At 66.1% G+C, this 18,268-nt stretch carries 19 protein-coding genes and 1 riboswitch; of the genes, 13 read left to right on the forward strand and 6 right to left on the reverse strand.

Annotation, left to right across the window (positions count from 1 at the left end; translation table 11 throughout):
• Window positions 1-24 precede the first annotated feature (24 nt).
• Window positions 25-1,434 carry an adenosylhomocysteinase gene (gene ahcY / locus ACFPU0_RS05455; RefSeq protein WP_377691768.1) on the reverse strand — a complete coding sequence of 470 codons (1,410 nt, stop codon included), beginning with the start codon at window positions 1,432-1,434 and terminating at the stop codon, window positions 25-27.
• A 22-nt stretch (window positions 1,435-1,456) separates the two neighbouring features.
• Window positions 1,457-1,606: riboswitch (S-adenosyl-L-homocysteine riboswitch) on the reverse strand.
• 185 nt (window positions 1,607-1,791) lie between these two features.
• On the opposite strand from ahcY, the gene ACFPU0_RS05460 reads away from it, so the two are divergent.
• Together ACFPU0_RS05460 and ACFPU0_RS05465 are read left to right on the forward strand one after the other, a co-directional pair.
• Window positions 1,792-2,196, forward strand: coding sequence for an acyl-CoA thioesterase (locus ACFPU0_RS05460; protein ID WP_377691769.1), 405 nt, complete (start codon window positions 1,792-1,794; stop codon window positions 2,194-2,196).
• 190 nt (window positions 2,197-2,386) lie between these two features.
• Window positions 2,387-2,836: a c-type cytochrome gene (locus tag ACFPU0_RS05465; protein ID WP_377691770.1), complete on the forward strand. Its 450-nt coding sequence runs from the start codon at window positions 2,387-2,389 to the stop codon at window positions 2,834-2,836.
• On the opposite strand, the gene ligB is transcribed toward ACFPU0_RS05465, so the two are convergent.
• From ligB to ACFPU0_RS05480, 3 genes are all read right to left on the reverse strand, one after another.
• Window positions 2,830-4,503 carry an NAD-dependent DNA ligase LigB gene (gene ligB / locus ACFPU0_RS05470; RefSeq protein ID WP_377691771.1) on the reverse strand — a complete coding sequence of 558 codons (1,674 nt, stop codon included), beginning with the start codon at window positions 4,501-4,503 and terminating at the stop codon, window positions 2,830-2,832. The genes ACFPU0_RS05465 and ligB overlap by 7 nt on opposite strands.
• 195 nt (window positions 4,504-4,698) lie before the next feature.
• Window positions 4,699-5,889, reverse strand: a complete 1,191-nt coding sequence (metK, locus tag ACFPU0_RS05475) for a methionine adenosyltransferase (RefSeq protein ID WP_377691772.1) — start codon at window positions 5,887-5,889, stop codon at window positions 4,699-4,701.
• A 19-nt stretch (window positions 5,890-5,908) separates the two neighbouring features.
• Window positions 5,909-6,910, reverse strand: a complete 1,002-nt coding sequence (locus tag ACFPU0_RS05480) for a metalloregulator ArsR/SmtB family transcription factor (protein WP_377691773.1) — start codon at window positions 6,908-6,910, stop codon at window positions 5,909-5,911.
• 206 nt (window positions 6,911-7,116) lie between these two features.
• Between ACFPU0_RS05480 and tkt the strand changes: the two genes are divergently transcribed.
• The 7 genes from tkt (at window position 7,117) to ACFPU0_RS05515 (ending at window position 13,747) form a co-directional block, all read left to right on the forward strand.
• On the forward strand, window positions 7,117-9,117 hold the full coding sequence (gene tkt, locus ACFPU0_RS05485) for a transketolase (RefSeq protein ID WP_377691774.1): 2,001 nt from the start codon (window positions 7,117-7,119) through the stop codon (window positions 9,115-9,117).
• Window positions 9,118-9,215: 98 nt separating this feature from the next.
• Window positions 9,216-10,286, forward strand: a complete 1,071-nt coding sequence (gene epd / locus ACFPU0_RS05490) for an erythrose-4-phosphate dehydrogenase (RefSeq protein WP_377691775.1) — start codon at window positions 9,216-9,218, stop codon at window positions 10,284-10,286.
• Between the two features lie 4 nt (window positions 10,287-10,290).
• Window positions 10,291-11,451, forward strand: coding sequence for a phosphoglycerate kinase (locus tag ACFPU0_RS05495; protein ID WP_377691776.1), 1,161 nt, complete (start codon window positions 10,291-10,293; stop codon window positions 11,449-11,451).
• A 78-nt stretch (window positions 11,452-11,529) separates the two neighbouring features.
• Window positions 11,530-11,724: a hypothetical protein gene (locus ACFPU0_RS05500; protein WP_377691777.1), complete on the forward strand. Its 195-nt coding sequence runs from the start codon at window positions 11,530-11,532 to the stop codon at window positions 11,722-11,724.
• 46 nt (window positions 11,725-11,770) lie between these two features.
• Complete coding sequence (locus tag ACFPU0_RS05505) at window positions 11,771-12,088, forward strand: MliC family protein (RefSeq protein ID WP_377691778.1); 318 nt, start codon at window positions 11,771-11,773, stop codon at window positions 12,086-12,088.
• 109 nt (window positions 12,089-12,197) lie between these two features.
• A complete protein-coding gene (gene fba / locus ACFPU0_RS05510) occupies window positions 12,198-13,262 on the forward strand; it encodes a class II fructose-bisphosphate aldolase (protein ID WP_377691779.1) in 1,065 nt (354 codons plus the stop codon).
• A 65-nt stretch (window positions 13,263-13,327) separates the two neighbouring features.
• Window positions 13,328-13,747: a hypothetical protein gene (locus tag ACFPU0_RS05515; protein ID WP_377691780.1), complete on the forward strand. Its 420-nt coding sequence runs from the start codon at window positions 13,328-13,330 to the stop codon at window positions 13,745-13,747.
• Here ACFPU0_RS05515 and ACFPU0_RS05520 read toward each other — a convergent pair.
• On the reverse strand, window positions 13,714-14,385 hold the full coding sequence (locus tag ACFPU0_RS05520) for a polysaccharide lyase family 7 protein (protein ID WP_377691781.1): 672 nt from the start codon (window positions 14,383-14,385) through the stop codon (window positions 13,714-13,716). The two genes, ACFPU0_RS05515 and ACFPU0_RS05520, sit on opposite strands and share 34 nt — an antisense overlap.
• Window positions 14,386-14,589: 204 nt before the next feature.
• A complete protein-coding gene (locus ACFPU0_RS05525) occupies window positions 14,590-14,937 on the reverse strand; it encodes a hypothetical protein (protein WP_377691782.1) in 348 nt (115 codons plus the stop codon).
• On the opposite strand from ACFPU0_RS05525, the gene ACFPU0_RS05530 reads away from it, so the two are divergent.
• The 4 genes from ACFPU0_RS05530 to ACFPU0_RS05545 all read left to right on the forward strand — a co-directional run bounded on the left by ACFPU0_RS05530 (window position 14,936) and on the right by ACFPU0_RS05545 (window position 18,268).
• Window positions 14,936-15,424 (forward strand): YgjP-like metallopeptidase domain-containing protein, encoded by a 489-nt coding sequence (locus ACFPU0_RS05530; RefSeq protein WP_377691783.1) that lies wholly within the window; start codon window positions 14,936-14,938, stop codon window positions 15,422-15,424. The two genes, ACFPU0_RS05525 and ACFPU0_RS05530, sit on opposite strands and share 2 nt — an antisense overlap.
• Window positions 15,425-15,631: 207 nt before the next feature.
• Window positions 15,632-16,387: a substrate-binding periplasmic protein gene (locus ACFPU0_RS05535; protein ID WP_377691784.1), complete on the forward strand. Its 756-nt coding sequence runs from the start codon at window positions 15,632-15,634 to the stop codon at window positions 16,385-16,387.
• 87 nt (window positions 16,388-16,474) lie between these two features.
• The gene (locus tag ACFPU0_RS05540) at window positions 16,475-17,332 is read left to right on the forward strand and encodes an HDOD domain-containing protein (RefSeq protein WP_377691785.1); all 858 of its coding nucleotides are present in this window, start codon (window positions 16,475-16,477) and stop codon (window positions 17,330-17,332) included.
• Window positions 17,333-17,377: 45 nt separating this feature from the next.
• Window positions 17,378-18,268, forward strand: a complete 891-nt coding sequence (locus ACFPU0_RS05545) for a hypothetical protein (RefSeq protein WP_377691786.1) — start codon at window positions 17,378-17,380, stop codon at window positions 18,266-18,268.

Consider the following 18,268-nt stretch of genomic DNA (forward strand, 5'->3'; position numbering starts at 1 on the left):
AGCCTCTGGCCTCCAGCGGCTTTTTTAGTAGCGGTAGGTGTCCGGCTTGAAGGGGCCTTCGACCGTCACGCCGATGTAGTCGGCCTGCTGGCGGGTCAGCTGGGTGACCACGCCGCCGAAGCCCTTGACCATCTCCAGCGCCACTTCTTCGTCCAGCTTCTTCGGCAGCACTTCCACGCTCAGGCGCTTGGCCTTCTCGTCGGCCGGCAGGTCGGCGAACCTGGCGCCGAACAGGTGGATCTGCGCCAGCACCTGGTTGGCGAAGGAGCCATCCATGATCCGGCTCGGGTGGCCGGTGGCGTTGCCCAGGTTCACCAGGCGGCCTTCGGCCAGCAGGATCAGGTAGTCGTCGTTGAGCGGGTCGAAACCGTCCTTGCCGGTGCGGTGGATCTTGTGCACCTGCGGCTTCACCTCCTCCCAGGCCCAGGTCTTGCGCATGAAGGCGGTGTCGATCTCGTTGTCGAAGTGGCCGATGTTGCAGACAACGGCGCGCTTCTTCAGCGCCTTGAGCATGTTGGCGTCACAGACATTGACGTTGCCGGTGGTGGTGACGATCAGGTCGATCCTGCCCAGCAGCGCGGCGTCGACGCTGGCCTCGCTGCCGTCGTTGAGGCCGTTCTTGTAGGGGGAAACGACTTCAAAGCCGTCCATGCAGGCCTGCATGGCGCAGATCGGGTCGACTTCCGAGACCTTCACGATCATGCCTTCCTGGCGCAGGGACTGGGCCGAGCCCTTGCCCACGTCGCCGTAGCCGATCACCAGGGCCTGCTTGCCGGACAGCAGGTGGTCGGTGCCGCGCTTGATGGCGTCGTTCAGGCTGTGGCGGCAGCCGTACTTGTTGTCGTTCTTGCTCTTGGTCACCGAGTCGTTGACGTTGATCGCCGGGACTTTCAGGGTGCCGGCCTTGAGCATGTCGAGCAGGCGGTGCACGCCGGTGGTGGTTTCCTCGGTGATGCCGTGGATCTTGTCCAGCATCTGCGGATATTTCTTGTGCAGGATCTCGGTCAGGTCACCGCCGTCGTCCAGCACCATGTTGGCATCCCAGGGCTGGCCGTCCTTGAGGATGGTCTGTTCGATGCACCACTCGTACTCCTCCTCGGTCTCGCCCTTCCAGGCGAATACCGGGATGCCGGCGGCGGCGATGGCGGCGGCGGCCTGGTCCTGGGTGGAGAAGATGTTGCAGGAGGACCAGCGCACTTCGGCGCCCAGGGCGGTCAGGGTCTCGATGAGCACGCCGGTCTGGATGGTCATGTGGATGCAGCCGAGGATCTTCGCACCCTTCAGCGGTTGCTCGCCGGCGTACTTGCGGCGCAGGCCCATCAGCGCCGGCATCTCGGATTCGGCGATGATCAGCTCGCGGCGGCCCCAGGCGGCCAGGGAAATGTCGGCGACCTTGTAGTCTTTGAAATCGGCAGGCGTCATGACAGCGCTCATGTCTGAGTCTCCATTCGTAATGTGCGAATGGGCGCCGTTGATGCGTTTGCGAAACGCCCCATCCGAGCCTGACAGGCGGAGCCTGATTCGAATCTGGTCGAGTGCCGCAGAAATACTCTGAGGTTCGCAAGATTCGAAACAGGCACCACTTGCTGCAGCGCCCCTCGGACGGGTGGCGGGAACGACCGGACTGCGCCGGCCGTTTGAAAAAACCTGCGGATTATAGCGGCGCCGACGGGCAAGCCCAAGGCTTTCCGTCGCCGGCCGGGCGCCTATGGCGCCCATTGAAAGCCTTGCCACGACACGCGGTGGCCGGACGGGCATGATGCGCGGCATCCCATACCAGGAGGACGCTGCATGAATTTCCATACGCGCAAATGGATCAAGCCCGAAGACCTCAACCCCAACGGCACCCTGTTCGGCGGCAGCCTGCTGAAGTGGATAGACGAGGAAGCCGCGATCTATGCCATCGTCCAGCTCGGCAACCAGCGCGTGGTCACCAAGTTCATTTCCGAGATCAACTTCGTCAGTTCGGCGCGCCAGAGCGACATCATCGAACTGGGCATCACCGCCACCGAATTCGGCCGCACCTCCATCACCCTGCGTTGCGAAGTGCGCAACAAGATCACCCGCAAGAGCATCCTCACCATCGACAAGATGGTCTTCGTGAACATGGGCGCGGATGGTCTGCCGGCGCCCCACGGCAAGACCGAGATCACCTACAGCAAGGACCGCTTCAAGGAAGGGATGCCGCCTGTCTGATCCAGGTTCGCCGGCGCAGCCCGTCGGCTTTCCCGATCCGTCGCCGAGGTCCCCCGCGGGGCCCTGAGCCGCGAGTTTGAGCGGCGCCGGCGGTCTTTTTCCGGCGTGCGACAAACTGTCGCCAGGCTTGGTATTTGCCGGGCAGGTGGGGATACTGTCGCGCGCCTACAGCCCTACCCGTGATTTCCCGATGAATGCCAAGAAGCTTCTGATCCTCGCCGCCTGCATTGGTCTTGCCGCTTGTGGCGGTGTGGACCCCAATTCGCCGCTGGGCAAGCGCCAGGCGATCTTCAAGGAAATGCTGCGCACCAGCGAGGACCTCGGCGGCATGCTGCGCGGCCGCATCGGTTTCGACGAGCAGCGTTTCGCCAGCGGGGCCACCAGGCTCGACCAACTGTCCCGCCAGCCCTGGCAGCACTTCCCGCAGGTTCAGGAAGGCGACTCCGACAGCGCCGCACGCGACGAAGTCTGGCAGCGCCAGGAGCGCTTCCAGCAGCTGGTGCGCGAACTGGAGGCCAGCACCGGCCAGTTGGCCAGCGCCGTCCAGGCCCGCCCGCTGAGCGCCCAGGGCGTCGCACCGCTGGTACAGAAGGTGGAAGACGGCTGCGAGGCCTGCCACAAGGAGTTCCGCGCCTACTGAGGCGCGGCGAATCCCTCCACGCCTTCGGCGCCGAGCCGCTGCGCCAGCTCACGGACTTCCGGGTGCTGGAAGAACGCCCTGAGCTGACCGGCCCGCGCCGGGCCGATGCCGGCCAGTGCCTGCCAGTCCGCAGATGTCCGCAGGCTCAGTGACGCCCAGTCGCCCTCCAGGGTGGCGGGAGTCGTCGTAGGAATGCCCAGTGCCCGCAGCCACTGACCGAACGGCCGGCGGCGGGCTTCGTCGAAGCGCTGCACCAGTTGCTCCGCCCGGCGGCCGCCTATGCCTGGTCGTTGCGTCAGCGTCCGGGCATCCAGTTCCAGCCACTCCAACAGTCCATCCAGTTCCAGGCGGGCCCAGGTGCCGCGTCCCACGCCCTTCAACGCCAGCCCCCTGGGGCCGCTCAGCCAGGACAGGCGGGCGAGGAATTGCTCCTGGCAACCTTCGTTGGGGCGGAAGCAGCTGAGGGCGTGGTACCGGTCCGGCGCCGGCGCTTCCACTTCGGGGCGTTGGCTGGCGCGCACGACCACCGAGTCCAGTCGAGGAATGGTGAGGCCGGCCAGGGCGATGGCCACCTGGTCACCGGGGCGGATGTCCAGGTTCCGCCAGCGCTCGAGGGAGCCCAGGCCGATGCGCTGGATGCGCCGGCCGTCCAGTTCCACCGGCGCCAGGCGGAGCAAGGGCGTGATTCGGCCGGTGCGGCCCACCTTGAACTCCACCGCGCGGACTTCCGCCAGCGCCTTGGCGAAGGGGTATTTCCAGGCCACGGCCCATTTCGGCGGCTCTGCCCTCCATTGCTGCGCGGCCGGCCGCCGGCTTTGGCGAACGACGATGCCGTCGCTGGCGAAGGGCAGGGGCGAGCGGTACCAGTGTTGGCGCCAGGCTGCGATGTCCTCGGCACTCTGCACCGGCCGGGTCATCTCGACGGCACCGGTGAAGCCCATGGCTTGCAGGCCCTGCAGACGGTCGTCCATCCGCTCCGGCCCGTCCGGCCAGTCCCAGACGAAGAGGCCGATGCCGGCGGCATCGGCCGCGGCCAGGTCCTGGCGATTGAGCAGCCCGGCCACCTTGCCGCGGGCGCCCCGGCCACCCCGGGTGGCTTGCACATGGGCGTCCAGCCGCCAGTAGAGTTCCCCCTGCAGCACGCCATCGCCAACTGCCGGCAGCTGGCCGGGAATGGCTGCGATGCGTCGGGCCTGGCGGGTCCAGTCCTGCCCCTGGCTGCCGTCGCCCCGGCTGATGGCCTGCACCAGCCGCCCCTGCCGGTAGACCAGGGTGATCGCCACGCCATCCACCTTGGGCTGGACCCAGAGGTCCCGTCGCTGGCCCATCCAGCGGCGCAGGTCGTCGATGTCCCGCAGCTTGTCCAGGCCGGTCTGGGCCACGGGGTGGCGGACTTTGCCGTGGCTGGTCGCCAGCGGGTCGCGAATCGGCGGCGCGGCCTCGGGGAAGCAGGCACGCAACTGTTCCAGGCGGGCGCGGGCCTGATCGTAGAGTTCGTCATCTACCGTCGAGCGGCCTTGGGCGTGATAGGCCTGGTCCCATTCGGCGATGCGGCTGTCGAGGGCGGCCAGCTCGGCACTGGCGCGGCCCGCTGGCCAGTCGGGGCAGCCATCGGCCAGGGCGGGGAGGGTGACGCAGAGAAAGGGCAGGGCGATCCAGCGGTGCATGGCGAGCCTCCTTGCTCGTCGGGGAGGCGACCACTCTAGTATTCCGGCTTGTGGGCGCGTGCCGAACCGGTTGCCTGTTCGGGCGCCGCTGAATGTGGGGCGATGGGTATCGCTACGCTCAACCCATCCTACGGGGCCTTCGTCGCGCCCAACAAAAAGCCCCGCACCGGGCGGGGCTTCCTGTTTCGGCAGGGCTCAGAGGCCAGCGGCGGCGCGCAGGGCTTCGGCCTTGTCGGTCTTCTCCCAGGTGAACGCGGTGAAGGTGTCGTCACCGTAGGTCATCTCGAAGGGATTGCGGCCGAAGTGGCCGTAGGCCGCGGTCGGCTGGTACATCGGGTGCAGCAGGTCGAGCATCCTGGTGATGGCGTACGGACGCAGGTCGAAGTGTTCGCGGACCAGCTGGACGATCTTGTCGTCGCTGATCTTGCCGGTGCCGAAGGTGTTGATCGAGATGGAGGTCGGCAGGGCCACGCCGATGGCGTAGGACACCTGGATCTCGCAGCGCTCGGCGAGGCCCGCGGCGACGATGTTCTTGGCCACGTAGCGGCCGGCGTAGGCGGCGGAGCGGTCCACCTTGGACGGGTCCTTGCCGGAGAAGGCGCCGCCGCCGTGGCGGGCCATGCCGCCGTAGGTGTCGACGATGATCTTGCGACCGGTCAGGCCGCAGTCGCCCACCGGGCCGCCGATCACGAAGGTGCCGGTCGGGTTGATGTGGAACTGGGTGTCCTTGTGCAGCAGTTCGGCCGGGATGGCGTGCTTGACGATCAGCTCCATCACGCCTTCGCGCAGGTCGGAGTACTTCACGTCGGGGTTGTGCTGGGTGGACAGCACGATGGCGTCGATGCCGACCACCTTGCCGTTCTCGTAGCGGCAGGTGACCTGGCTCTTGGCGTCCGGACGCAGCCACGGCAGCAGGCCGGACTTGCGCGCTTCGGCCTGGCGCTCCACCAGACGGTGGGAGAAGCAGATCGGGGCGGGCATCAGCACGTCGGTTTCGTTGCTGGCGTAGCCGAACATCAGGCCCTGGTCGCCGGCGCCCTGGTCTTCCGGCTTGGCGCGGTCCACACCCTGGTTGATGTCGGGGGACTGCTTGCCGATGATGTTGAGGATGCCGCAGGTGGCGCCGTCGAAGCCGACGTCGGAGCTGTTGTAGCCGATGTCGATGATGACCTTGCGCACCAGCTCTTCCAGGTCGACCCAGGCGGAGGTGGTGACTTCGCCGGCGATGATGGCGACACCGGTCTTGACCAGGGTTTCGCAGGCGACGCGGGCGTGCTTGTCCTGGGCGATGATGGCGTCGAGGACGGCATCGGAAATCTGGTCGGCGATCTTGTCCGGATGGCCTTCGGACACGGATTCGGAGGTAAACAGGGAGTATTCGCTCATCTATCGGTTTTCCTATTAGTTACCGGTGGGTGAGTTCGCTTCGTGAATCCGGTTTGGCGAAGTGCCTCACCTGAATCTGAAAGCCGTTTCGCAAGCCAATGTAGAGGCTCTCGCCGGGCGTGAGCCCCGCGGCATTGGCCCAACGGGCCAGGTCGTCCTGTTCGAAGCCCAACCATAGATCGCCGCAGGCCTCCCTGGCCCAACTCTGGTTGTGGCTGCACAACTCGGTCACCAGCAGGCTGCCTCCCGGCAACACCCGCTGGGCCAATTGTTTCATCGCATCGGCCGGCGCCGCGAAATGGTGCAGGACCATGTTCAGCACCACGCAGTCGGCGACCGCCTGCTCGTCGTTCAGGGCATCGGCGAGCCTGAGCTCGACATTGCCGAGGCCTTCATCGTTACAGCGCATCCGCGCCAGCTCCAGCATCGCCACGCTGTTGTCCAGCGCGGTGACGTGGGCGAAGCGCCGGGCCAGGTCTGGCAGGAAACCGCCGTCGCCGGGGCCGACTTCCAGTGCCGTGGCACCGCAGGGAAAACCCAGGGCATCGAGCAATGCCAACACACTCTCACGGTATTGCGGCAGTCCTGCGATCAGGTCCTGCTGCGCCCGGAATTTTTCCGCCGCGCGGGCGAAGAAGTCGCGGCTGACGGCTTCGCGCTGGGCGTGCACCTCGCCTATCCGTGCGCCGATCTCGGCCGGCAGTTCCAGCTCGTCGACCTCGGCAAGCAGGGCCGCGTGCAACATGCCGCCGACCCGCTCGTTCTGCGCCAGGGCGCGGCGATAGAAGATCGCATTGCCCTCGCGCCGCGTGGCCACCAGGCCTGCCTGGGCCAGTACCTTGAGATGGTGGCTCATGCCGGACTGGCCGGTGGCGAAGATCTGCGCCAGTTCCAGCACGCCGAAGGAGTCGTTGGCCAGTGCCCGCAGCACGTAGAGCCGCAGCGGGTCGCCGCCGGCCTTGCAGAGGGCGGCCAGCTCGTCGCTGTCGTCATGGCGGATCTGGGGTACGCGCAGGCTCATAGGGGGCGCAGTCTAGCCCCCGGCCTCTGGTGTCGCAATGCCAATATCAAAAAGTTTTGATATTGGCTGATCGGCGGTTGCCAGGACTTTCGCGCAACTGACCGGTGAAACTGCGACCATCTGTGATTGCCCGCGACCTGCCGGCTGGGCGAAAATAGCGGCCTTTTTTCGATTAGCCGTCTATTCAGACCTGCAGGAGATAAGCGATGCCCAGCCGTCGTGAGCGTGCCAATGCCATTCGTGCCCTGAGCATGGATGCGGTGCAGAAAGCCAACAGCGGCCACCCCGGCGCCCCCATGGGGATGGCCGATATCGCCGAAGTGCTCTGGCGGGATTACCTGCAGCACAACCCGAACAACCCCGAGTGGCCCAACCGCGACCGCTTCGTGCTGTCCAACGGCCACGGCTCGATGCTGGCCTACTCGCTGCTGCACCTCACCGGCTACGACCTCGGCATCGAGGATCTGAAGAACTTCCGCCAGCTCGGCAGCCGCACCCCGGGTCACCCGGAATACGGCTACACCGCCGGCGTCGAGACCACCACCGGCCCGCTGGGCCAGGGCCTCGCCAACGCCGTCGGCTTCGCCATCGCCGAGAAGACCCTGGCCGCGCAGTTCAACCGCGAAGGCCACGCCATCGTCGATCACAACACCTACGTGTTCCTCGGCGACGGCTGCATGATGGAAGGCATCTCCCACGAAGTCTGCGCCCTGGCCGGCACCCTGGGCCTGGGCAAGCTGATCGCCTTCTACGACGACAACGGCATTTCCATCGACGGCGAAGTCCACGGCTGGTTCACCGACGACACCCCGAAGCGCTTCGAAGCCTACGGCTGGCAGGTGATCCGCAACGTCGACGGCCATGACGCCGACGAGATCAAGACCGCCATCGAGACCGCGCGCAAGTCCAGCGACCGTCCGACCCTGATCTGCTGCAAGACCGTGATCGGCTTCGGTTCGCCGAACAAGCAGGGCAAGGAAGAGTGCCACGGCGCGCCGCTGGGCAATGACGAGATCGCCCTGACCCGCGCCGCCCTGGGCTGGAACCACGCGCCTTTCGAAGTCCCGGCCGAGATCTACGCCGAGTGGGACGCCAAGGCCGCCGGCGCCGCTCGCGAAGCCGAGTGGAACGAGCGTTTTGCCGCCTACGCCGCTGCCCACCCGGAACTGGCCGCCGAATTCCAGCGCCGCATCAAGGGCGAGCTGCCGGCCGACTTCTCCGCCAAGGCCGATGCCTACATCGCCGAAGTGGCCGCCAAGGGCGAAACCATCGCCAGCCGCAAGGCCAGCCAGAACGCGCTGAACGCCTTCGGCCCGCTGCTGCCGGAGTTCCTCGGTGGCTCGGCCGACCTGGCCGGCTCCAACCTGACCCTGTGGAAGGGCTGCAAGGGCGTCACGGCCTCCGACGCCTCCGGCAACTACCTGTACTACGGCGTCCGCGAGTTCGGCATGAGCGCCATCATGAACGGCATCGCCCTGCACGGCGGCTTCATTCCCTACGGCGCCACCTTCCTGGTGTTCATGGAATACGCCTGCAACGCCGTGCGCATGGCCGCGCTGATGAAGAAGCGCGTGCTCTTCGTCTACACCCACGACTCCATCGGCCTCGGCGAGGACGGCCCGACCCACCAGCCGGTGGAACAACTGGCCAGCCTGCGCTGCACCCCGAACCTGAACACCTGGCGTCCGGCCGATGCGGTGGAATCCGCGGTGGCCTGGAAGTCCTCCATCGAGCGCAACGACGGCCCGAGCGCGCTGATCTTCTCCCGCCAGAACCTGCCGCACCAGGCGCGCGACGCCGCCCAGCTGGCGAACATCGCCCGTGGCGGCTACGTGCTGAAGGACAGCGAGGGCGAGCCGGAACTGATCCTGATCGCCACCGGCTCCGAAGTCGGCCTGGCCGTGCAGGCCTTCGACAAGCTGACCGCCGCCGGCCGCAAGGTGCGCGTGGTGTCCATGCCGTCCACCAGCCTGTTCGACCAGCAGGATGCCGCCTACAAGCAGGAGGTACTGCCGGTGCAGGTCGGTGCGCGCATCGCCATCGAGGCCGCCCATACCGACTTCTGGTACAAGTACGTCGGCCTGGAAGGCCGCGTGATCGGCATGACCACCTTCGGTGAGTCGGCCCCGGCTGCCGCGCTGTTCGAGCACTTCGGCTTCACCGTCGACAACATCGTCGCCACCGCCGAAGAGCTGCTGGAGGACTGAGCCGAAAGCCTGAAGCTGGAAGCTGGAAGCAAGAGCGCCCCCCGAGCGGCTTTTTACTTCCAGCTTCAAGCTTCCAGCTTCAAGCTCTTTGCAAATAGATGCCCAAACGTCCCTTCCGAGTTGCCTTGAACGGCTACGGCCGCATCGGCCGCTGCGTGCTGCGTGCGCTTCACGAGCGCAGTGGCGGGGCGAGCTTCGAGATAGTCGCGCTGAACGACCTGGCCGACCAGGCCAGCATCGAATACCTGACCCGCTTCGACTCCACCCATGGCCGCTTTCCCGGTGAAGTGCGGGTGGACGGCGATTGCCTGCATATCAATGGCGACTGCGTGAAGGTGCTGCGTAGCGCCGAGCCCGAAGCCATCGACTGGGCCGCCCTGGGCGTGGACCTGGTGCTGGAGTGTTCCGGCCAGTACGCCCATCGCCAGGACGCCGAGCGTTTCCTCGCTGCCGGTGCGCCGCGGGTGCTGTTCTCCCAGCCCATGGGTGGCGAGGCGGACATCGACGCCACCATCGTCTACGGGGTCAACCAGGACAGCCTGACCGGCGCCGAGAAACTGGTGTCCAACGCCTCCTGCACCACCAACTGTGGTGTGCCCCTGCTGAAACTTCTCAACGAGTCCGTGGGTCTGGAGTACGTCTCCATTACTACCATCCACTCGGCGATGAACGACCAGCCCGTGATCGACGCCTACCACCACGAAGACCTGCGCCGCACCCGTTCGGCCTTCCAGTCGGTCATTCCGGTGTCCACCGGCCTTGCCCGCGGCATCGAACGCCTGCTGCCGGAACTCACCGGGCGCATCCAGGCCAAGGCCATCCGCGTGCCCACGGTGAACGTCTCCTGCCTCGACATCACCCTGCAGACCGCCCGCGACACCTCGGCCGCCGAGATCAACCGGGTGCTGCGCGAGGCCGCCGAGAGCGGCCCGCTCAAGGGCCTGCTGGCCTACACCGAGCTGCCCCACGCCAGCTGCGATTTCAACCACGACCCCCATTCCGCCATCGTCGACGGCAGCCAGACCCGTGTGTCCGGCCCGCGCCTGGTCAACCTGCTGGCCTGGTTCGACAACGAATGGGGCTTCGCCAACCGCATGCTCGACACCGCAGACCACTACCTGCGGGTTTCCGCTGCTTCTCGTCAACATCCAGCCCCCGTGAAGGACTGACCCCATGACCGTGTTGAAAATGACCGACCTCGACCTCCAGGGTAAGCGCGTGCTGATCCGCGAGGATCTCAACGTGCCGGTGAAGGACGGCGTCGTGAAAAGCGATGCGCGCATCCTCGCCTCCCTGCCGACCATCAAGCTGGCACTGGAGAAGGGCGCGGCGGTGATGGTCTGCTCTCACCTGGGCCGTCCCACCGAGGGCGAGTTCTCCGCAGAGAACAGCCTGAAGCCGGTGGCCGACTACCTGTCCGAGGCCCTGGGCCGCGAAGTGCCGCTGGTGGCCGACTACCTGGGTGGCGTCGACGTTGCGCCCGGCCAGGTGGTGCTGTTCGAGAACGTGCGCTTCAACAAGGGCGAGAAGAAGAACGCCGACGAGCTGGCCCAGCAGTACGCCGCCCTCTGCGACGTCTTCGTGATGGACGCCTTCGGCACCGCCCACCGCGCCGAGGGCTCCACCCACGGCGTGGCCAGGTTCGCCAAGGTCGTTTGCGCCGGCCCGCTGCTGGCCGCCGAGCTGGACGCCCTGGGCAAGGCCCTGGGCAACCCGGCCCGCCCGATGGCTGCCATCGTCGCCGGTTCCAAGGTCTCCACCAAGCTGGACGTGCTGAACTCCCTGAGCCAGATCTGCGACCAGCTGATCGTCGGTGGCGGCATCGCCAACACCTTCCTCGCCGCCGCCGGCTACAAGGTCGGCAAGTCCCTCTATGAAGCCGACCTGGTGGACACCGCCAAGGCCATCGCCGCCAAGGTCAGCGTGCCACTGCCGGTGGACGTGGTGGTTGCCAAGGAGTTCGCCGAAAGCGCCGCCGCCACCGTCAAGGCCATCAGCGAGGTGGCCGACGACGACATGATCCTCGACATCGGCCCGCAGACCGCCGCCCAGTTCGCCGAGCTGCTGAAGTCGTCGAAGACCATCCTCTGGAACGGTCCGGTGGGCGTGTTCGAGTTCGACCAGTTCGGCAACGGCACCAAGGCCCTGGCCCTGGCCATCGCCGAGAGCCCGGCCTTCTCCATCGCCGGCGGTGGCGACACCCTGGCGGCGATCGACAAGTACGGCGTGGGTGAGCAGATCTCCTACATCTCCACCGGTGGCGGCGCTTTCCTCGAGTTCGTCGAGGGCAAGGTACTGCCGGCCGTGGAAGTGCTGGAGCAGCGCGCGAAGTAAGCCGCTCGCGGAATCGGCCTAAACCCTGGCAGGCCTCTGCGGTCCCTCTAGAGGAGATTGCGAAAAGGAGTGTCTGCCATGCGCTACGCTGCGATTCTGCTGATTCTCTGTGCCGGACTCTGGGGCTGTGCCGGTGAACGGCCGTCCAGCACCTGCGAAGTGATGAGTCCGCCCCAGGTCATAGTCCCGAGCAACCAGGACGACCAGCGGGTGGAGGCGCAGAGCAGTGGTGACCCCACTGTGGACAACGAAGGACAACAGCACTGCCCTTGAGGGTGCAGTGTCCGGATGGCCGGAGCCATTCCCCGAGGAGATGTGGATGAAAGGATGGTTCGCCCTCGCGGGCCTTGCGCTCCTGGCCGGTTGCGCCGGCCGCGAGGCGCCCGGCGATGACTGGACGCGCTGGGTCTGCGACAGTCAGGCCGAAGTGCTCTGGCGCTTTGCCGGTGCGGACAAGGACAGCGTCGACCTGCGCCTGGGCGGTGGCGATATCGTCCACCGCCTGAAGCGGGAACCCTCCGGCTCCGGCGCGCTCTACAGCGACGGCAACCTGGCTTTCCACACCAAGGGTGATGAAGGCCTGGTCTACTGGGTGGCCACCGATGACCTGATCGGTCGCGGTTGCAAAAGCCCGTGAATTTCTCCCGGGAGGGCATGACCGCTCCTCCCCGGGAACTTGAACCCGGCCTGTCCCTGCGGCAGGCTTTGCAATTTGACAGCCCACCCAATCGGGAGACTGAAACACCATGGCACTCATCAGCATGCGCCAGATGCTGGACCACGCCGCCGAATTCGGCTACGGCGTACCAGCCTTCAACGTCAACAACCTGGAACAGATGCGCGCCATCATGGAAGCGGCCGACAAGACCGATTCCCCGGTGATCGTGCAGGCCTCCGCCGGTGCGCGCAAATACGCCGGCGCCCCCTTCCTGCGCCACCTGATCCTGGCCGCCATCGAAGAATTCCCGCACATCCCGGTGTGCATGCACCAGGACCACGGCACCAGCCCCGACGTCTGCCAGCGCTCCATCCAGCTGGGCTTCTCCTCGGTGATGATGGACGGCTCCCTGCGTGAAGACGGCAAGACCCCGTCCGACTACGAATACAACGTGCGCGTCACCCAGCAGACCGTTGCCTTCGCCCACGCCTGCGGCGTTTCCGTGGAAGGTGAGCTGGGCTGCCTGGGCTCCCTGGAAACCGGCCAGGCCGGTGAGGAAGATGGCGTCGGCGCCGAAGGCACCCTGGACCACAGCCAGATGCTGACCGACCCGGAAGAGGCTGCCGACTTCGTCAAGAAGACCCAGGTGGACGCCCTGGCCATCGCCATCGGCACCAGCCACGGCGCCTACAAGTTCACCAAGCCGCCGACCGGCGACATCCTCGCCATCGACCGCATCAAGGAAATCCACAAGCGCATCCCCAACACCCACCTGGTGATGCACGGTTCTTCCTCGGTCCCGCAGGACTGGCTGGCGATCATCAACGAGTTCGGCGGCGACATCAAAGAGACCTACGGCGTACCGGTCGAGGAAATCGTCGAAGGCATCAAGCACGGCGTGCGCAAGGTGAACATCGACACCGACCTGCGCCTGGCGTCCACCGGTGCCATCCGTCGCTTCATGGCCCAGAACCCGGCCGAGTTCGACCCGCGCAAATACTTCGCCAAGACCGTCGAAGCCATGCGCGACATCTGCATCGCCCGCTACGAAGCCTTCGGCACCGCCGGCAACGCCTCCAGGATCAAGCCGATCTCCCTGGAAGGCATGTTCCAGCGCTACGCCAAGGGCGAGCTGGCCGCCAAGGTCAACTGATCCCACGGCCTGCACGAGGAGCCCCGCAATGCGGGGCTCTTTCGTATCCGGACAAGGAGTATCCGATGCGCCTGCCCCTGATGATGGGCCTCGCCCTGCTGCTCGCGGGTTGTGCCGGCCAGCCACCGGTGGCCCCGGAACCGCCGCCCGAGCCGGTATCCAGCGATCCGCAGCAGTGCCTGGGCCGCACCGATTGCACCACCAGGACCTCGCGCACCCTGCTGTTCGTCTTCGACTACGCCGAGGCCGGCGGCGCCCTGGTGCAGCGCAAGGGCGCCTGGCTGTTCACACCCTCGACGGCCAAGCCGTCCGGCTGGCCTTCCCTGAAGATCCGCCTGGCCGATCCACCGGCCGGCCGCTTCGAGTTCGCCAGCCAGTGCCCGGCGGGGAATTGCCGGATCGGCGAGGCGGACCTGCTCAGGGTCTATCGGAGTTACCTGGGGGGTGAGGGTTACAGCCCCCGATGCTCGATCTTCAGGTTGTAGAAGGTCGCCGCCCCCGCCTCGGTCTCGTACCCCGTGTTGTCCTGGGTATAGACCCCCGCCTTGAAGTACAGCGGCTTGGGTGCCCATTCCGAGCTCAGCTGCTGGCTCCACAGGCTGCTGTTGACCATGACGCTGAGCTGGCCATTGGGCGACAGGTCGATCACGTAGCTGAAGCGCTGGTTCAGGGGGATGCCGCTGAGCAGCGGAATCACCGTGCTGGTTCCGTCGTTCGGGCTGTTGCGTACCTTGGCGACTATGTTCGCGGTGTTGGTCTTGGTCTTGAACTGGTACTCCAGCTTGAGCAGCGGGCTGGTGCTGCCGTAGGCATGGATCTGGCCGATCACGATCTTTCCGGTGGAGGGTACCTGGCTCACGCTCAGGTTGGCGCTCAGCACATTGTCGGCGCCGGCGTAGGTCCAGTTGCGCAGCCTGCCGTCGGCGTAGGTCTCGCGCAGCTCGGTGCGCGGGTAGCTGGCGTTGGCGGTGGTGGTGCCATTGACCGGCGTCCAGAAGAACAGGCTGTCGGTGGTGGGCTGGAAGAATTGGTCCCGATAGCCGCCGAGCAGCGCCGTGGTTTCGATGGTGATGGCGGGTTCGCCGACGGGCAGGGTGAGATTCCAGGTGGAGAGGTCGATCATGACTGAGTTCTCGAAAAGAACTTTCAGTCGGGCGCTGCGTATCCTCGTCGCTGCTTTTCGCTGTGACGGCGTTCCGGCCAGTTGCGCTCGAACTAAAAGTGAAGGTTGCTGTTGGCAGTTGCCCGCCGTGTCGTCCGAAGGCGTTTGGGGCCGTCTCGCAAGCGCTTTATAAGGCCTGTCCGAGCGCCTGTCAGTCACTGGTCGTCACATCGTTGGCGTCAATTTTTTGATCTTTTTCGCGATGGCCAGTATTGCGCTATCGGCCTCTGCCCGGGTGCCGCACATGAGCGGAAAGGCCCGTCCTTGATGGATAAGGAAAATTTCCGGCGACGTGCGCCGGTTTTTTGAAGCGGCCCGGTTCCCAGCGCAAAAAACCAGAGGAAATATTCCGACGAACGGTGTGGATAGAAATTCTTGAACCGTTGTCCTTCTCGCTTCGGGCATTGCGCCAGAGGTTTCGCGGGCGATCGGCGCGACCGGTCGTTCCGGCGCCCGCGGCGCACCACGGTCGGGTAGACTGTCGCCCTTTTCATCAGCCGACCGCCGCGCCATGACCGCTCTCAAGTATCTCCGGGGTTATCCCGCCAACCTGCAGGAACAGGTGGCCAGGATGATCGAGGCCAGCCGCCTGGGCGAATACCTCGAGCGCCGCTACCCCGGCCGCCACGAGGTGCAGAGCGACAAGGCGCTGTACGGCTACGCCATGGCCCTCAAGCAGGAGCACCTGCGCAACGCGCCGGCACCGGACAAGGTGCTCTATGACAACAAGCTCGATGTGGTGCACAAGGCGCTCGGGCTGAACACGGCGATCTCGCGGGTGCAGGGCGGCAAGCTGAAGGCCAAGAAGGAAATCCGCGTCGCTTCGCTGTTCAAGGAGGCCGCGCCGGAGTTCCTGCGGATGATCCTGGTCCATGAGCTGGCCCACTTGAAGGAACGCGACCACAGCAAGGCCTTCTACCAGCTCTGCGAACACATGCTGCCCGGCTACCACCAGCTGGAATTCGACCTGCGCGTCTACCTCACCTGGCGTGACCTCTAGGCCACCGCCAGCGCTCACGGCCGGCTGCTAGGCTCTGTACGAAAAGTGCCTGCGCTCGGTGATGCTTCGTTAAAAATCGGTTCGGAATGCTCATTAACAGCTCGTTAACTCCGCTTCCTCACCGATTTTTGCCTCGTCTGACCTTCGCTCGACGACTTTTCGTACAGACCCTAGTCTCAAGGGAGAAACCGACCGAGGTCCGCGGGCATGCGTCCGATTCTCCGCACCCTCTGCGTCATTCTCTGGGTGCTGGGCATGGTTCCCTTCGCCAGTGCCCGCGACTTGCTCGCCGTCGGCACCGAGTTCCCCGGTATCTATACCCTGGCCCCGAATGGCGAGCCTTCGGGGTTTGGCGTCGATGTGATGCGCGCGGTCGCTACCGAACTGGGCGACCGGGTGCGCTTCGAGATCTACCCCTGGGCCCGCGCGCAGAAGCTGGTGGAAGAAGGCCGCGCCGACGTGCTGGTCGGTCCTTACCGCACCACCGCGCGCGAGCGTCGCTTCCAGTTCGTCGAGCCCGGTTTCTATCGCGACCGGGTGGTCTTCTACAGCCGCAGCGATTCCGGCTACTCCTGGGACGGCAGCACCGCGAGCCTGATGGGCAAGCGCATCGCGATCATCCATGGCTGGAGCTACGGCGAGCGATTCGATGCCATGCGCGGCCAGCTCGACCTGCATGTCGCGCCTTCGGTGGAACTGGCGTTCAAGCTGCTGATGGCCGGCCGCGCCGACCTGACGGCGAGCAACGAGCGCGATTCCATTCCGCGCATCGAGGCTCTGGGCATCGCCAAACAGGTGCGGCGCCTGACCCCTGTGATCGATACCCAGGTCGGCTACCTCGCCCTGCCCCGGGGCGAAACCCACCACCAGCTGCGCGATGACATCGGCCGGGTTCTGCGGCAGATGCGTGCCGATGGTCGCCTGGCCAAGCTCGCCAGGCCTTATGGCGTGCCTCTGCCCTGACGGATCGTTCGAGCCGGCCGCCGCCCCGGTGGGCGGGCATCGCCGGCGCAGCTACACTGCCGCCACAAGAAGAAAGGGAGAACCGGTGTGAGCGCAGCAGAGTCGGACTATTCGATTTACCGCAAGGTCGTCACCCAGCTGATGAACGGCGAAGAGCAGTTGCCCAGCCTGCCGATGATCACCCTGGAGATTCGCCGCGCCCTGGCCGACCCGAACGTCAGCGTTGCCCGGCTCAAGCAGGTCATCAGCAGGGATCCGGCGCTCAGTGCGCTGCTGATGAAGCATGCTTCCAGCATCATGTTCCGCTCGACCCAGCCGCCCAAGACACTGGAAGACGTGATCCGCCTGCTCGGCCTGCAGGAGGTGGACCGCATCACCCTGGTGCACAGCCTGAAGAGCCTCTTCACCCTCCACAGCGCCGCCCACAAGCAGCTGTTCATCGGCGTCTGGGCGCGCCTGACCCGCCAGGCCGCCATCAGTGTCGTGCTGGCGCGCCCCCTGGGCTTCGCGCCGGCGGACCACGCACTGCTGGCCAGCCTGCTGTGCGATGTGGGGGAGTTGGCGGTGCTATCGGCGTTCAAGGACGCCAGCCAGGTGCCGACCCCCGACGTCTATGCGCGACTCTGCCGCGAATACGGCAAATCCCTGGGGGTGGTAGTGCTGAAGAAATGGGCGGTGGACGAGGGCTACATAGAGGTCGTGCGCAGCGCCAGGCAGTGGGATGCCGAGAGCGGCAGTCGCCTGTGCCTGATCGACCTGGTCAATCTCGGCCTCTACCACGCACAGCGGGACGATGGTCACTTCGCCCAGTTGCCGGCCATCGAAGCGCTCAGCGCCTTCCGCAAGCTGGCGCCGCCCCTGGATGCGCTGGATGCCGGAGGCGGCCTGGCCCTGGTGGCCGCGCATCAGGACGCCATCCAGCGCACGGCCAGCCTGCTGCGCTAGAACCCGCACCTATACTCAGGCGTACCTTTCTCCGGTGGGTGATCCATGCGCCTGTTCGCAATGCTTTGCCTCAGCCTGTGCCTGGCCGGGCTCCCCGCGGCCGCAGCTGCGGAGCGGTGGCGGGTGGCGGTGGCCGAGGTGCCGGGGCTGGCCGAAGCCAATGGCAGCGGGCCCCTGATCGACCTGGTCCGCGCCCTCGACGCACAACTGCCGGATATCGATTTCGAGCTGCAGATCACCCCCTTCGCCCGCACTTTCCATCTGCTGCAGAACGGCCAGTGCGAGTTCCAGGTGCCCTTCCTCGGCAACCTGCCGCGCCTGCCGGCGGGGTTGCGTTATGGCTCCGGCACCCTGTGGCAGGTACGATTCGGCCTTTTCACCCGGCGCGACAACGCCCTCGGCGTCGCCCAACTGCTCGACCCCACCCATGTGCTGAGCGCCGAGCGCGTGGCCGCCAGCGGCCTGGCCAGAGGGCAGCAGGCGCAGTTGGCCCCCCTGCTGGGCCGCAGCTGGCGTCTGGACGAATTGCAGGAGCAGCTCGCCGTCCCGACCGTGGACCCGGCGTTGCGCAGCCTGGCCTATCCCTACAAGGTCGAGACCGACCGCGCCCATGCGCCCTGGCTGGGCTTTCCGGCGCTTTCGGGCAACAGCATCGAGAGCAGCCTGCAGAAACTGGTGCGCGGCCGCATCGACGGCTATGTCTTCGCCGTGAACGAGACCGAGCATGAGATCGACCGGCTCGGCCTGCGGGAACGACTCCGCGCCCAGGACTTCGGCCTCTACCCGGTGAACTGGCTGGTGCCGGACAATCCCCGCGGCAAGCTGGTGGACCAACGCCTGGCCGAGGCCCTGCGGCGGCTCCAGGCGCAGCCAGCCTTCCAGGGCCTGCAGGCGCCGCTGAACAGGCCTTCCAGCGACTGGAAGGCCTGGCCTTGA

Source organism: Pseudomonas sp. GCM10022186 (genome assembly GCF_042656385.1).
Classification (GTDB): domain Bacteria; phylum Pseudomonadota; class Gammaproteobacteria; order Pseudomonadales; family Pseudomonadaceae; genus Metapseudomonas.